The organism is Streptomyces sp. NPDC097107 (assembly GCF_044762405.1).
Lineage (GTDB): Bacteria > Actinomycetota > Actinomycetes > Streptomycetales > Streptomycetaceae > Streptomyces > Streptomyces thinghirensis.
On the sequence record NZ_JBIWEF010000004.1, the window covers coordinates 209,652 to 222,675 of the forward strand.

The window sequence follows — 13,024 nt, forward strand, 5'->3', positions numbered from 1 at the left end:
GCTGCACCCGCCGAATGCGGGGAAGTTCCGACCTGGGTAGGACGGGGTGGTCCGGCCTTTGATGCCCAGGTACTACAGGGTGCGCGGGTAGGTCGGACCGGGGCGCCCGTCGAGCCGTGTCGTGCCGGTGGTGACGAACCCGGTGCGGGCCGGCACGGCCCGTGCGGCCGCGTCGTCGAGGGTGGCCGAGGCCCGCGGCGCGGTCAGCCCGTACGCGCGGACGGCGAGGCGCAGACCTCCCGTACGGCCCGGGTGGCCGGGCCGCGCCCGGCGGCCCGTTCCGCGATCCGGTACCCGAGCTCGGCGACACCGCCCTCCGCGTCCACGAGGTTGACCCGCCCGAGCACCTCGCCACCGGGGCCGACCTGCACGTGGAAGAAGCAGAGCCCGGCCTCCTGCGCGGCCGGCAGCCCGCGGAGGCGCTCGTCGAACCGGGCGGAGTAGTCCTCGCCCCGGTCGGGCACCGAGGCGGCGAGCCACGCGGGGTTCTCGCGCTCGAAGGCGAGCAGCGCGGGCGCATGGTCGGGCCGGAGCGGTCGCAGCTAGGCCGGATCGGGCGGATCGGGCGGATCGGGAAGCTCGGGCGGCTCGGGCGGCTCGGGTATGGGCGTCAGGCGTCGTCCCGTGCGGCCCGCGCGAGCGCGGCGTCGCGCCTCCGCACGTACCAGATGCCGATCAGCCCGAGCCCGGCGCCGGCCAGGCAGGTCCACACCCACCAGGTGTGCCCGTGGTCCTCGAACCAGCCGTAGAACGGCAGCTGCGCCAGGAAGAGGACGAACCAGAGGACGGTGCCGCCGATGATGGTCGGAACCACGGGGCCCTCCAGGGGCTCCGGCGCCTCGTGCGTGGGTGTCCACTTCTTCATGCGTACAGCTTACGAGGGGGCCGGCCGCGGGTTCACCGGACCGCACCGGACCGCACCGGACCGCACCACCCGGGTCTACGCGCGGAGATAGCGTTCGAGCGGCTCATACGTTCATACTGAACCCGTTTGTCTCTGACCGCTTTCATTCGTAGGAAACACCAATAAGGCCGTGGGGGAACCTGTTGGTGATGAGGTCCTCGCATGCCCACCTCGGCCTCCGCCAAGGTCCCCCCGTCCCCCGAGTCGCCCGAAGACAGGCGGCCCCCGCAGAACGGCCTCGACCGGTACTTCAGGATCTCCGAGCGCGGCAGCACGCTGCCCCGTGAGATCCGCGGCGGTTTCGCCACCTTCTTCGCGATGGCCTACATCATCGTGCTGAACCCGATCATCCTGGGCAGCGCGAAGGACATGTACGGCAACCAGCTCGACAACGGCCAGCTGGTCACCGCGACCGCCCTGACGGCGGCGTTCACCACGCTCCTGATGGGCGTCATCGGCAACGTCCCGATCGCGCTCGCCGCCGGCCTCGGCGTCAACTCCGTCGTCGCCCTCCAGCTCGCCCCGCGGATGTCCTGGCCGGACGCCATGGGCATGGTGGTGCTGGCCGGTTTCATCGTCATGCTGCTGGTCGCCACCGGCCTGCGCGAGCGCGTGATGAATGCCGTGCCCTACGGCCTGCGCAAGGCCATCGCCATCGGTATCGGCCTGTTCATCATGCTGATCGGCCTGGTCGACTCGGGGTTCGTCACCCGGATGCCGGACGCCGCCCAGACCACCGTCCCCCTCCAGCTGGGCACCGGCGGGCACCTGCTCGGCTGGCCGGTGCTGGTCTTCGCCCTCGGTGTGCTGCTCACCCTGGCGCTGATCGTCCGCAGGACCCCTGGCGCGATCCTCATCTCGATCGTCGTGATGACCGTCCTCGCGATGATCATCAACGCGGTCGCCGACATCCCCTCCTGGGGCCTGACCACCCCCGAGTGGCCCGGCAACCCCGTCGCCACCCCCGACTTCGGCCTGGTCGGCGAGGTCAGCCTGTTCGGCGGCTTCGAGAAGGTCGGCGTCCTGACCGGAGTGCTGTTCGTCTTCACGGTCCTGCTGTCGTGCTTCTTCGACGCCATGGGCACGATCATGGCCGTCAGCGACGAGGCGAAGCTGACCGACGCCCAGGGTCAGATGCCGGGCATCAACAAGGTCCTCTTCGTCGACGGTGTCGCGGTCGCCGCGGGCGGTGCCAGCTCCGCCTCGGCCACGACCTGCTTCGTGGAGTCCACGGCCGGTGTCGGCGAGGGCGCGCGCACCGGCTTCGCCAACATCGTCTCCGGCGCGCTCTTCGCGGTGGCGCTGTTCCTCACGCCGGTCGCCACCATGGTTCCGTCCCAGGCGGCCACTCCGGCGCTGGTCGCGGTCGGCTTCCTGATCCTGGCCGGCTCGATCCGGGAGATCGACTGGTCCGACTTCACGATCGCCGTCCCGGCCTTCGTGACGATGCTGATGATGCCGTTCACCTACTCGATCACCAACGGCATCGGCATGGGCTTCATCACCTTCTCGGTGCTGCGCCTGGCGGTCGGGCGGGGCCGGGAGGTCCCGGTCACGATGTACGTGGTGTCGGCGGTGTTCGCCTTCTACTACCTGATGCCGGCCCTGGGTCTCACGTGACCGGTGGGTCTCACGTGAGACCGTAGAACCGTTCCGTCTCCTCCACGGCGGACTGGAACCGCTCGTCGAAGTCATCCCGAATGAGCGTCCGGACGACATAGTCCTGGACGCTCATTCCCCTTTTCGCCGCATGGTGCCGGAGCCGGTCGAGCAGCTCCCCGTCCATCCGCAGGCTGAGCACGCTGGTCCCCATGCGCACGAGGGTCGCCCCCACCGACCGGGTGATGCTCCGATTTCCGGAATCAGCTCACTCGTACGGGTGAAGTCCGGGTTTCAGTGGCGGGCGTCACGGGCACGCGGGCGGGCGAGCGGTGGTATTTCGCGAGACTAATGAGTTACGCTAAGGAACATGCCGGACCTCAAGCATGGCGACGACGCCGCCGCCGTGAACTCCCTGCGCTCCGCCGTGATGCGGTTGTCCCGTCGCCTCAAGCACCAGCGGGTCGACGAGTCGCTCAGCCCGACCGAGATGTCGGTGCTGGGCACCCTGTCCAACTGCGGCAGCGCCACCCCGGGCGAGCTGGCCCGCAAGGAACACGTCCAGCCGCCCTCGATGACCCGCATCGTGGCGCTTCTGGAGGCCAAGGGGCTGGTCCGGCTGGAGCCGCATCCCGAGGACCGGCGCCAGAAGGTCGTGACGCAGACCGAGCAGGCCGTGGTGATGCTCGAGGAGAGCCGCCGCAAGCGGAACGCGTTCCTGGCCACGCTGGTCGAGGGACTCGACGAGGACGAGTGGGCGAAACTGCGCGCCGCCGCCCCCGTGCTGGAGAAGCTCGCACACCGGTAAGCAGCATTCGCGAGGAGGCGAAACCTTTTGAGTACGGGACCCGGAGCAGCTTCCGCCCCCGCACCTGACGGCCACGACGACCCGACCGCCCCCGACGCCCCTCGCAAGACCAGGTCCTCGATGTTCGCCTCCCTCCGGGTCCGGAACTACCGCCTGTTCTTCCTGGGCCAGGTCGTCTCCAACGTCGGCACCTGGATGCAGCGCATCGCCCAGGACTGGCTGGTGCTCAGCCTCACCGGCTCCTCGGCGGCCGTCGGTATCACCACGGCCCTGCAGTTCCTGCCGATGCTGCTCTTCGGCCTCTACGGCGGCGTCCTCGTCGACCGCCTGCGCAAGCGCCCCACGCTGCTGGTGACCCAGTCCGCGATGGCCCTGACCGCGCTCTTCCTCGCCGTCCTCACCCTGACCGGTCACGTCCAGGTCTGGCACGTCTACGTCGCCGCCTTCGCGATGGGCCTGGCGACCGTCGTCGACAACCCGGCCCGCCAGTCCTTCGTCGCCGAGCTGGTCGGGCGCGACCAGCTCCAGAACGCGGTCAGCCTCAACTCGGCCAACTTCCAGTCGGCCCGCCTGGTCGGCCCCGCCGTCGCCGGTCTGATGATCACCGGGGTGGGCACCGGCTGGGCGTTCCTCGCCAACGGCCTGTCCTTCGTCGCGCCGCTGAGCTGCCTGGTGCTGATGCGCGCCCGCGAACTGCACGCCGTCCAGCGCGCCCCGCGCGGCAAGGGGCAGCTCCGCGAGGGCCTGCACTACGTCGCCGGCCGCCCCGAGCTGATCTGGACCATCGTGCTGGTCGGCTTCATCGGCACCTTCGGCTTCAACTTCCCGGTCTTCCTGTCCGCCTTCGCCGACGACGTCTTCGACGCGGGGGCGGGCGCCTACAGCCTCTTCAACACCCTCATGGCCGTCGGCTCGCTGGCCGGCGCCCTGCTCGCCGCCCGGCGCGGCACGGCCCGGCTGCGCGTCCTGATCGCGGCGGCGCTCGCCTTCGGCGCCCTGGAGATGGTGGCGGCGACGGCACCCGAGCTGTGGCTGTTCGCGCTGCTGATGGTCCCGATAGGCGTCTTCAGCATGACGGTCAACGTCACCGCCAACACCAGCATCCAGATGTCCACCGACCCGGCCATGCGGGGCCGCGTCATGGCCCTGTACATGATGGTCTTCCTCGGCGGCTCCCCGGTCGGCGCCCCGATCGTCGGCTGGGTCACGGACGCGTACGGCGCCCGGGCGGGCTTCGCCGCGGGTGGCGCGGTGGCCGCGACGGCCGCGCTCGTGATCGGCCTGGTCCTGGCCCGCGTGGGCAACCTGCGCCTGTCGGTCGGCTGGCACCGGGGGCATCCGCAGGTGCGCTTCGTGCCGCGAGAGCGGCGCGAGGAGCTGGCTCCGGCGGCGTGACCGGTCGCCCGCTCAGTCAAACATGACGTCCAGAGTCAGCCCGGTGCTCTCTTCGGCCATCTCGATCCTGTCGTCAAGGACGGTCGTCGTGGCGCTCCTCCCCGGCTGTCCCCCGACGCGAGTGCAGCCGCGCAGTACAACGATACGCACGGTGACCAGGACACGTGCGGACGTACACGTGTTCCCCGGGGGAGACTGACCCGCATGAGACTGTTCGCCGCCGTGCTGCCCCCCGAGGACGTCACCGCCGCCCTCGCCGCCGAGGTGGCCGCGCTGCGGAAGCTGCCCGGCGCGGACGGGCTGCGCTGGACCGGCCGCCCGGGGTGGCACCTCACGCTCGCCTTCTACGGGGAGGTGGACGACGCTCTCGTACCGGACCTGTCGGCCCGCCTGGCGCGGGCCGCCCACCGCACCGCGCCCTTCGGGCTGGCGCTGCGCGGGGGCGGTCAGTTCGGGCACGGGCGGGCGCTGTGGGCCGGAGCGGAGGGTGGCGTGGCGACCCTGCGGCTGCTCGCGGACCGGGCGGCGTCGGCGGGGCGCAAGGCGGGCGTCGAGATGGGCGAGCACCGGCGCTACAAGCCCCATCTGACCGTGGCCCGCAGCCGCGAGGCGTTCGACGTCCGGCCGTACGTCGAAGCGCTGGACGGCTTCACGAGCCGCACCTGGACCGTGACCGGCCTGGCGCTGGTGCGCAGCAACCTGCCGGGGTCCGGGGTGCCGGGCGAGCAGCCCCGTTACGAGACGGTCGCCCGCAGCCCGCTCGGCGCCTCCGGTTAGGCTCGGGGGCGTGGACCCGAAGACCCGTAACCGGATCATGGCCGGTGTGCTCGTGCTGATGCTCGTCGTGGTGGCGGTGGCGGCGGCGCTCGGCTGAGCGGCCGTGAGCAGGCCGTGCGGCGGCCGCCGCCCCGCTCACACCACTACCAGGCGAACGCCTCCGGGGACGGGCCCGGCCCCGGGAAGACCTCGTCCAGCCCGGTCAGCAGCTCGTCCGGCAGCTCCAGCTCCACGGCCCGCAGCGCCGACGTGAGCTGCTCGGCCGTGCGCGGGCCGACGATCGGGCCGGTCACGTCGGGCCGGGTCAGCAGCCAGGCCAGCGCGGCCTCGCCGGGCGCGACGCCGTGCTTGTCGAGCAGGTCCTCGTAGGCCTGGATCTGGGCGCGGCCCGCGGGGTCGGCCAGGACGTCGGCCGCCCGCCCGGAGGCGCGCCGTCCGCCCTGGACCTCCTTCTTCAGGACCCCGCCGAGCAGTCCGCCGTGCAGCGGCGACCACGGGATGATGCCGAGGCCGTAGTCCTGCGCGGCCGGGACGACCTCCATCTCGGCGCGGCGCTCGGCCAGGTTGTACAGGCACTGCTCGCTGACCAGCCCGATGGTGCCGCCGCGCCGGGCGGCGGTCTCGTTGGCCTGGGCGATCTTGTACCCGGGGAAGTTCGAGGACCCGGCGTAGAGCACCTTGCCCTGCTGGACCAGGGTGTCGATGGCCTGCCAGATCTCGTCGAATCCGGTGGCGCGGTCGATGTGGTGGAACTGGTACAGGTCGATGTGGTCGGTCCGCAGCCGCTTGAGGCTGGCGTCGACGGCCCGCCGGATGTTCACGGCGGAGAGCTTGTCGTGGTTGGGCCACGCCTCGCCGTCGGCGGCCATGTTGCCGTACACCTTGGTGGCGAGGACGGTCTTGTCGCGCCGGTCGCCGCCCTTGGCGAACCAGTTGCCGATGATCTCCTCGGTACGGCCCTTGTTCTCGCCCCAGCCGTACACGTTGGCGGTGTCGAAGAAGTTGATGCCGGCGTCCAGCGCCGCGTCCATGATGGCGTGGCTGTCGGCCTCGTCGGTCTGCGGGCCGAAGTTCATGGTCCCGAGGACGAGCCGGCTGACCTTGAGTCCTGTGCGTCCGAGCTGCGTGTACTTCATGGTCCCCAAGCCAACGACTTGGAGTGCGCTCCAGGCAAGCGGGTTCGGTCGGTCAGTCGCGGGGGAAGGCGTCGGTCCTGAGAGTGAGGCCGAGGACGGTGTCGGTGAGGTCCAGTTCCTGGCCGAAGGCGACCCTGGTCTCGGTCGTGTAGTCGCCGTCCTTGGGGTGCGTGAAGATGTGGCAACGGCCCTGGTACGGGTCGGCGATGAGATAGAGGGGGACCTCGGCGGCGGCGTACGCGAGCTTCTTGGGGCCGTAGTCGTTGGCGGCGGTGCCCTGGGAGATGACCTCGGCTACGAACTCGACGTCCTCGTGGCGCCAGTGGCCCGTTTCGTCCTGCTCCGCGCCGTCGCGGAGCTTGGCCACGTCGGGGCAGAAGCCGTTCTCGTGGCCCGGGAAGTCGATGCGGACGTCCGAGAGGACCAGGACGTCCATGCCGAACCGGTCCTCGATGGGCCGTACGATCCGGCGGATGATTGCCCAATGCGTGTCGCGCTGCGGTGTCATGTGGACGTTGCCCCCGACGATCTCGACCCTGAATCCTTCGGGGACGGGCATCCGCTCCAGGCGCTCGAACCACGCATCCAAGCATTCCGTGTTGGCGTCGGCCATGGCGATCCTGTCTTCAAGGACGGTCATCGTGGCGCTCCTCCCCGGCTGCCCCAACGACGAGTACAGCCGCGCGGTACAACGATACGCACGGTGACCAGGACACGGGAGAGCGCGCATATGCCAGAACGCCAGGCCGTGTCCTACCGGGAGGCCGAGTAGGGCCCGCCCAGCCCCCACCCCTCGTCCATCACCTCCGCGAACGCGTCCGCGATCCGGTGCTCGCCGCTCTCGTTGGGATGCGTGCCGTCGTAGGTGTCCACGTGGAAGTCGTACGACGCGGGCGGGGGGACGAGGAGCAGCGAGGAGCGCGGGTCGTCGAGGTCGGCGATCGTCTGCGCGAGGAGTCCGTTGAACCGGGTGACCTGCTCGGCGAAGGTCTCGTCCGCCTCCACCCGGATGTTCGGGACGACCGGCATCACGGCCATGCGCACGCGCGGGTTCGCCGAGCGGGCCTCGGCCACGAAGGCCCGGACGTTGTCGGCCGTCTGCTCCGCGTTCGTGTAGAAGCCGAGGTCGATCAGGCCGAGCGAGACCAGGAGCACGTCCGCGCGGCAGGTCCGTACCGTCTCGCCGATCAGCGGGGCCATGTGGTGCCAGCCCTCGCCCCAGCCGGCCAGGTGGGCGCGGGGGAAGCCGGGGTCGGCGTAGGCGTACGAGGTGGGGGCGTCCGTCGACTGGTCGTGCAGCGTCTCGCGGGGGCCGACGAACGTGAAGGGGCGGCCGTAGGAGTCGCGCAGGTGCTGCCACAGCCGGTAGCGCCACGTGTGTTCGCCTGCGCTCCCGATCGTCATGGAGTCACCGACGAACATGAACCTGAGCATCCGCTCATCATGGACGATCTGCCTGGCCCGCGCGATGTGAGCCCGGCCACGCAGCGTGACTCCGTGCGTGACCCCCGCCGTGAACGCCCGTGCGGGATGGCAGGCTTGGCGCATGCGCCGACCCTTCGCCCTCCTCGCCTCGGCCCTTCTCGTGGGCGCGTTCGCCGTGCCCGCCTCCGCCGCCGACGGGGTCGACGGGAGTGACGGCTTCACGATCAAGGACCCGCGTATCACCGAGTCCAGCGGCCTCGCCGCCTCCCGCCTGCATCCCGGCGTCTACTGGACGCACAACGACCAGGACAACGGGCCCTACCTCTACGCCGTGGACGGCTCCACCGGCGAGACCGTCGCCCGCGTCGCGCTCTCCGGCGTCGGCACGCCCCGGGACGTCGAGGCGATCTCCATCGGGCCGGGCAACCGGATCTTCGTCGGCGACATCGGCGACAACGAGGGCGTGACCTGGCCGTACGTGTGGATCTACGAGCTGCCCGAGCCGACCGAACTGAAGGACCAGACGGTCAAGGCGACGCAGTACGTCGTGAAGTACGCGGACGGCCCCCGCGACGCCGAGTCGATGGCCGTCCACCCGAAGACCGGGCGGATCCACATCATCGACAAGAACGAGGACGGCGGGCACCTGTACGAGGGCCCGGCGAAGCTCTCCGCCTCCGGCACCAACGTCTTCCGGCGCGCCGCCCCCGTCGACCTCTGGGCCACCGACGCCGCCTTCTCCCCGGACGGCGAGACGCTCGCCGTACGCGGCTACCTCGGGGGCGTCTGGTACGACTGGAACGGCGGGAAGATCCAGCGCGAGGGGCGGATCAGCGTGCCCCTCGGGCAGGGCGAGTCCGTCACCTACACCACCGACGGCGCGAAGCTGCTGCTCGGGATGGAGGGCGCCGGCAGCCCCGTGAAGGCCGAGGACGCGCCCGGGGGCGGCGGCGGGTCGGCAGGGGGCGGCTCCGACGCCTCGGGTGAGGGCGGCGGAGGGGACGACGGGTCCGGCGGGGACACCCTCAAGGTCGGGGCGGTCGGCCTGATCGTCGCGTGCGCCGCCGTGTTCCTCGGGCTACGGCGACTGTTCCGCCGCCGCTGAGCCGTGCGCCGCGCTCCGCGCGGCCACCAGCACCTCCAGCCCGTCCAGGATGCGCTGCAGTCCGAACTCGAAGTGGTCGAAGCCTGCGCCGAAGGTGTCCTCGGAGAGGGAGGCCAGGACCGGGTAGCGCCCACTGAGCATGGCCTTCTTCAGCGCTGGCTGCTGGGCTCCCCAGAACTGGGCGTCCGTCAGCCCGGACCGGCGCTCGGCCTCCGCCTCGTACACCTGCGTGCGTGCGGCGCCGACGACGTACCCGTCGATCATGATGATCACCGACATCAGCTCGGGATCGGTCAGGCCCATCGGCTTGATCCTGGCCAGGGCCCTCTCCATGCCGTCCATGGCGCTCGGCCCGAGGACCGGGCGGGACTGGTTGACCTCCAGCAGCCAGGTGTGGCGGCGGTACAGGGCGAGGGCGGCGTGTCCGAGGGTGTGCAGTGCCGAGCGCCAGCCGCCGTCGCCGTGGTCGTCGGGGTCCTCGGACGGGCGCTGCACGCGGTCCAGCATCAGGTCGATCAGCTCGCCCTTGCCGGGGACGTAGCGGTACAGGGACATCGCGCCGGTGCCCAGCTCCGTGGCGATCCGGCGCATCGAGACCGCGCCCAGCCCGTCCCGGTCCGCGACCTCGACGGCGACCTCCACGATCCGCTCCAGCGTCAGGCCCGGTTTGGGCCCCCGGCTGGGCCGCCTGCCGGTGTCCCACAACAGTTCGAGGGTGCGGCCGATGTCACCGCTGCCGCTGGTCTCCGTACCGCTTGCCATGAGGTCAGTCTAAGTCCGCGGGAAAGAAACTGGGTGCGGCGTACGCAAATTAGGGTACGGTGTACTCAGTTAAGGAGTGAGAGGGGGACCCATGAGCGACGGTTACGCGGTACGGGCCGAGGGCCTGGAGAAGCGGTACGGCGGGAAACGCGCCCTCGACGGCTTCGACCTGACCGTCCGTGAGGGCACCGTGCACGGCCTGCTCGGCCCGAACGGCGCGGGCAAGACCACCGCCGTTCGCATCCTGTCCACGCTGATCAGGCCGGACGGGGGACGGGCCGAGGTGGCGGGCCTGGACGTCGCCCGGCAGCCGCGCGAGGTGCGGGCGCGGATCGGCCTCACCGGGCAGTACGCGGCCGTGGACAAGGTGCTCACCGGCCGGCAGAACCTGGAGATGTTCGGGCGCCTGTTCCACCTGGGCGGCAGGCGGGCCCGCGCGCGGGCCGTCGAGCTGCTGGAGCAGTTCGACCTGACCGACGCCGCCGACCGGGGCGTCGGCAAGTACAGCGGCGGTATGCGGCGCCGCCTCGACCTCGCCGCGTCGATGATTCTCGCGCCGTCCGTCCTGTTCCTGGACGAGCCGACGACGGGCCTCGACCCCCGCAGCCGCGGCGAGGTCTGGGAGTCCGTCCGCGCGCTGGTGGCGAGCGGCACGACGGTGCTGCTGACCACGCAGTACCTGGAGGAGGCCGACAAGCTCGCCTCGCACATCACCGTCATCGACCAGGGCAGGTCCATCGCCGACGACACCCCGGACGGGCTGAAGAACCTGGTCGGCGGCGACCGCATCGAGGTCGTGGTCGCCGAACGGGCCGAGATACCGAGGGTGGTGAAGGTGGTCGCCCGTGTCTGCGACGGCGAACCCGAGGCCGACGAGGAGGCGCTGCGGGTGCACGCCCCGGTCACCGACCGGGTGTCCGCGCTGACCGAGGTGGCGCGCACCCTCCAGGACGAGGGTGTCGCGGTGGAGGACATCGGGCTGCGCAGGCCGAGCCTGGACGACGTGTTCCTGCGCCTGACCGGACACCGTACGAGTGCGGAGAGCCCGGGCGCTGAGAAGTCGAGTGCGGGGAAGGCGGCGGTGGCGGCATGAGCGCCCTCGACCTGACGACCGGAGGCACGCGTGAGCGCGGGCGGCTGTACTGGCTGCTCGCCGACTGCGGCAACATCGTCCGCCGCGGTCTGACCCACTACCAGCGCCAGCCCGTCAACATCGCCTGGCAGCTGGGCTTCCCGATCCTGTCCGTCCTCCTCTACGGCTATGTCTTCGGCAGCGCGATGACGGTGCCGGGCGGCGGGGACTACAAGGACTTCCTGATGCCGGGCATGTTCGTGATGACCATGGCGTTCGGCTTCATCAACACCGCGACCGTCGTCGTCCACGACTCCACCAAGGGCGTCATCGACCGGTTCCGCTCCATGCCGATGTCCTCCTCGGCCGTGGTGGCGGGGCGCGGGGTGACCGACCTCGTGGTCGCCTGTGCCGAGCTGGCCATCATGATGCTCACGGCGCTGGCCATGGGCTGGCGGCCGGACGGGGGCTGGGGCTTCCTGGGCGCGTTCGGACTGCTGCTGTGGCTGCGGTTCGCGCTGATCTGGATCGGGGTCTGGCTGGGGCTGCTGGTCCCCAACCCGGAGGCGGCGGGCGGCCTGTTCGCGGTGGCGTTCCCGCTGACGATGATCTCCAGCATCTTCGTCGCCCCGCAGCTCATGCCCGACTGGCTGGGCTGGGTGGCGGCCTGGAATCCCATCTCGTCCACGGCTGCGGCGGCCCGCGAACTGTTCGGCACGCCGGTCGGCGGCGGCGACTCGTGGGTGGAGCAGCACGCGCTGCTGATGGCGTGCGTGTGGCCGGTGATCCTGACGGCGATCTTCCTGCCGTTGGCGGTGCGGCGCTTCCAGCGGCTCAGCAGGTAGGGGCGGAGAGCGGATGAGGGGCGCCCGGCGAGTGCCGGGCGCCCCTCATCGTCGTACTACGGGAGCGGTGGTGGTCAGAGCTTCTCGATCACGTAGTCGACGCACTTGGTGAGCGCCTCGACGTCCGCCGGGTCGATCGCCGGGAACATCGCGACGCGCAGCTGGTTGCGGCCGAGCTTGCGGTACGGCTCGGTGTCGACGATGCCGTTGGCGCGCAGCACCTTGGCGACGGCGGCGGCGTCGATGTCGTCGGAGAAGTCGATGGTGCCGATGACCTGGGACCGCTTGGCCGGGTCGGTGACGAACGGGGAGGCGTACTTGGCCTCCTCCGCCCAGGCGTACAGGCGGGACGAGGAGTCCTTGGTGCGGCCGGTGGTGAAGTCCAGGCCGCCCTGGCCGTTCATCCAGTCCAGCTGCTCGCCCAGCAGGAACAGGGTGGCCAGCGCCGGGGTGTTGTACGTCTGGTTCTTGCGGGAGTTGTCGATCGCGGTCGGCAGCGAGAAGAACTCCGGGACGTGCCGGCCGCTCGCGTGGATCCGCTCGGCGCGCTCGATGGCGGCCGGGGAGAACACGCCGATCCACAGGCCGCCGTCGGAGGCGAAGGACTTCTGCGGGGCGAAGTAGTAGACGTCGGTCTCGGCGATGTCGACGGGCAGGCCGCCGGCGCCGGAGGTGGCGTCGACGAGGACGAGGGAGCCCTCGTCTCCGCCGGCCACGCGCCTGATGGGCATGGCGACGCCGGTCGAGGTCTCGTTGTGCGTGAACGCGTACACGTCCACGCCGGCCTCGGCCCGCGCCTCGGGGTGGGTGCCCGGGTCGGAGGAGACGACCGTCGGTTCGGCCAGCCAGGGGGCGAGCTTCGCCGCCTTGGCGAACTTGGAGGAGAACTCGCCGAAGCTCAGGTGCTGCGACTTGTTCTCGATCAGGCCGTGGGTCGCGACGTCCCAGAACGCGGTGGAGCCGCCGTTGCCGAGGATCACCTCGTAACCGTCGGGGAGCCGGAACAGCTCGCGGATGCCCTCACGGACCTTGCCGACCAGGTTCTTGACCGGGGCCTGGCGGTGGGAGGTGCCGAGCAGGGACGTACCGGTGGCGGCCAGGGCGTCCAGCGCCTCCACCCGCACCTTGGAGGGGCCCGCGCCGAATCGACCGTCCGCGGGCTTGATGTCAGCAGGAATCTGGATCTCAGCCACGAG

14 protein-coding genes and 1 pseudogene are annotated in these 13,024 nt (G+C 70.9%); 7 read left to right on the forward strand and 8 right to left on the reverse strand.

Annotated features, from left to right (window positions below; genetic code table 11):
• Positions 1 to 72 precede the first annotated feature (72 nt).
• Both ACIQ1J_RS11145 and ACIQ1J_RS11150 read right to left on the reverse strand, forming a co-directional pair.
• Positions 73 to 542 (reverse strand): annotated as a pseudogene (locus ACIQ1J_RS11145) (GNAT family N-acetyltransferase).
• Between the two features lie 68 nt (positions 543 to 610).
• Positions 611 to 865 carry a DUF2530 domain-containing protein gene (locus tag ACIQ1J_RS11150; RefSeq protein WP_210962291.1) on the reverse strand — a complete coding sequence of 85 codons (255 nt, stop codon included), beginning with the start codon at positions 863 to 865 and terminating at the stop codon, positions 611 to 613.
• A gap of 201 nt (positions 866 to 1,066) precedes the next feature.
• Here ACIQ1J_RS11150 and ACIQ1J_RS11155 point away from each other — a divergent pair, with 201 nt between their 5' ends.
• Entirely contained in the window at positions 1,067 to 2,524 is a 1,458-nt protein-coding gene (locus tag ACIQ1J_RS11155; RefSeq protein WP_403556116.1) for an NCS2 family permease, read from the forward strand.
• A 10-nt stretch (positions 2,525 to 2,534) separates the two neighbouring features.
• Here ACIQ1J_RS11155 and ACIQ1J_RS11160 read toward each other — a convergent pair whose 3' ends face one another.
• Complete coding sequence (locus ACIQ1J_RS11160) at positions 2,535 to 2,717, reverse strand: ribbon-helix-helix protein, CopG family (protein ID WP_210962289.1); 183 nt, start codon at positions 2,715 to 2,717, stop codon at positions 2,535 to 2,537.
• Between the two features lie 156 nt (positions 2,718 to 2,873).
• Between ACIQ1J_RS11160 and ACIQ1J_RS11165 the strand changes: the two genes are divergently transcribed.
• The 3 genes from ACIQ1J_RS11165 (at position 2,874) to thpR (ending at position 5,483) form a co-directional block, all read left to right on the forward strand.
• The gene (locus tag ACIQ1J_RS11165) at positions 2,874 to 3,311 is read left to right on the forward strand and encodes a MarR family winged helix-turn-helix transcriptional regulator (protein WP_007450858.1); all 438 of its coding nucleotides are present in this window, start codon (positions 2,874 to 2,876) and stop codon (positions 3,309 to 3,311) included.
• 27 nt (positions 3,312 to 3,338) lie between these two features.
• On the forward strand, positions 3,339 to 4,706 hold the full coding sequence (locus ACIQ1J_RS11170; RefSeq protein ID WP_403556118.1) for an MFS transporter: 1,368 nt from the start codon (positions 3,339 to 3,341) through the stop codon (positions 4,704 to 4,706).
• A gap of 204 nt (positions 4,707 to 4,910) precedes the next feature.
• A complete protein-coding gene (thpR, locus tag ACIQ1J_RS11175; RefSeq protein ID WP_403556120.1) occupies positions 4,911 to 5,483 on the forward strand; it encodes an RNA 2',3'-cyclic phosphodiesterase in 573 nt (190 codons plus the stop codon).
• 143 nt (positions 5,484 to 5,626) lie between these two features.
• Here the strand turns inward: thpR and ACIQ1J_RS11180 are convergent, their stop codons facing one another.
• From ACIQ1J_RS11180 to ACIQ1J_RS11190, 3 genes are all read right to left on the reverse strand, one after another.
• Positions 5,627 to 6,619 carry an aldo/keto reductase gene (locus ACIQ1J_RS11180; protein ID WP_403556122.1) on the reverse strand — a complete coding sequence of 331 codons (993 nt, stop codon included), beginning with the start codon at positions 6,617 to 6,619 and terminating at the stop codon, positions 5,627 to 5,629.
• 52 nt (positions 6,620 to 6,671) lie between these two features.
• Complete coding sequence (locus ACIQ1J_RS11185) at positions 6,672 to 7,259, reverse strand: Uma2 family endonuclease (RefSeq protein ID WP_386521237.1); 588 nt, start codon at positions 7,257 to 7,259, stop codon at positions 6,672 to 6,674.
• A 113-nt stretch (positions 7,260 to 7,372) separates the two neighbouring features.
• Positions 7,373 to 8,053 (reverse strand): GDSL-type esterase/lipase family protein, encoded by a 681-nt coding sequence (locus tag ACIQ1J_RS11190; RefSeq protein ID WP_403556124.1) that lies wholly within the window; start codon positions 8,051 to 8,053, stop codon positions 7,373 to 7,375.
• 112 nt (positions 8,054 to 8,165) lie between these two features.
• Here ACIQ1J_RS11190 and ACIQ1J_RS11195 point away from each other — a divergent pair, with 112 nt between their 5' ends.
• Complete coding sequence (locus ACIQ1J_RS11195; RefSeq protein ID WP_403556126.1) at positions 8,166 to 9,149, forward strand: WD40 repeat domain-containing protein; 984 nt, start codon at positions 8,166 to 8,168, stop codon at positions 9,147 to 9,149.
• On the opposite strand, the gene ACIQ1J_RS11200 is transcribed toward ACIQ1J_RS11195, so the two are convergent.
• On the reverse strand, positions 9,123 to 9,911 hold the full coding sequence (locus ACIQ1J_RS11200) for a TetR/AcrR family transcriptional regulator (protein ID WP_403556128.1): 789 nt from the start codon (positions 9,909 to 9,911) through the stop codon (positions 9,123 to 9,125). The two genes, ACIQ1J_RS11195 and ACIQ1J_RS11200, sit on opposite strands and share 27 nt — an antisense overlap.
• A gap of 91 nt (positions 9,912 to 10,002) precedes the next feature.
• On the opposite strand from ACIQ1J_RS11200, the gene ACIQ1J_RS11205 reads away from it, so the two are divergent.
• Both ACIQ1J_RS11205 and ACIQ1J_RS11210 read left to right on the forward strand, forming a co-directional pair.
• Entirely contained in the window at positions 10,003 to 11,004 is a 1,002-nt protein-coding gene (locus tag ACIQ1J_RS11205) for an ATP-binding cassette domain-containing protein (RefSeq protein WP_403556130.1), read from the forward strand.
• A complete protein-coding gene (locus tag ACIQ1J_RS11210; protein ID WP_403556132.1) occupies positions 11,001 to 11,828 on the forward strand; it encodes an ABC transporter permease in 828 nt (275 codons plus the stop codon). Before ACIQ1J_RS11205 ends, ACIQ1J_RS11210 begins: the two co-directional genes overlap by 4 nt.
• A gap of 74 nt (positions 11,829 to 11,902) precedes the next feature.
• On the opposite strand, the gene serC is transcribed toward ACIQ1J_RS11210, so the two are convergent.
• Positions 11,903 to 13,021, reverse strand: coding sequence for a phosphoserine transaminase (gene serC, locus ACIQ1J_RS11215; RefSeq protein WP_403556134.1), 1,119 nt, complete (start codon positions 13,019 to 13,021; stop codon positions 11,903 to 11,905).
• Positions 13,022 to 13,024: the final 3 nt, after the last annotated feature.

Excerpts from the sequence above, each read along its gene's own strand:
- ACIQ1J_RS11150 (WP_210962291.1), bottom strand. The coding sequence starts at position 865 with ATGAAGAAGTGGACACCCACGCACGAGGCGCCGGAGCCCCTGGAGGGC.
- ACIQ1J_RS11205 (WP_403556130.1), top strand. The coding sequence starts at position 10,003 with ATGAGCGACGGTTACGCGGTACGGGCCGAGGGCCTGGAGAAGCGGTAC.
- ACIQ1J_RS11180 (WP_403556122.1), bottom strand. The coding sequence starts at position 6,619 with ATGAAGTACACGCAGCTCGGACGCACAGGACTCAAGGTCAGCCGGCTC.
- ACIQ1J_RS11155 (WP_403556116.1), top strand. The coding sequence starts at position 1,067 with ATGCCCACCTCGGCCTCCGCCAAGGTCCCCCCGTCCCCCGAGTCGCCC.
- ACIQ1J_RS11200 (WP_403556128.1), bottom strand. The coding sequence starts at position 9,911 with ATGGCAAGCGGTACGGAGACCAGCGGCAGCGGTGACATCGGCCGCACC.
- ACIQ1J_RS11160 (WP_210962289.1), bottom strand. The coding sequence starts at position 2,717 with ATGGGGACCAGCGTGCTCAGCCTGCGGATGGACGGGGAGCTGCTCGAC.
- ACIQ1J_RS11190 (WP_403556124.1), bottom strand. The coding sequence starts at position 8,053 with ATGCTCAGGTTCATGTTCGTCGGTGACTCCATGACGATCGGGAGCGCA.
- ACIQ1J_RS11185 (WP_386521237.1), bottom strand. The coding sequence starts at position 7,259 with ATGACCGTCCTTGAAGACAGGATCGCCATGGCCGACGCCAACACGGAA.
- thpR (WP_403556120.1), top strand. The coding sequence starts at position 4,911 with ATGAGACTGTTCGCCGCCGTGCTGCCCCCCGAGGACGTCACCGCCGCC.
- ACIQ1J_RS11195 (WP_403556126.1), top strand. The coding sequence starts at position 8,166 with ATGCGCCGACCCTTCGCCCTCCTCGCCTCGGCCCTTCTCGTGGGCGCG.
- ACIQ1J_RS11165 (WP_007450858.1), top strand. The coding sequence starts at position 2,874 with ATGCCGGACCTCAAGCATGGCGACGACGCCGCCGCCGTGAACTCCCTG.
- ACIQ1J_RS11210 (WP_403556132.1), top strand. The coding sequence starts at position 11,001 with ATGAGCGCCCTCGACCTGACGACCGGAGGCACGCGTGAGCGCGGGCGG.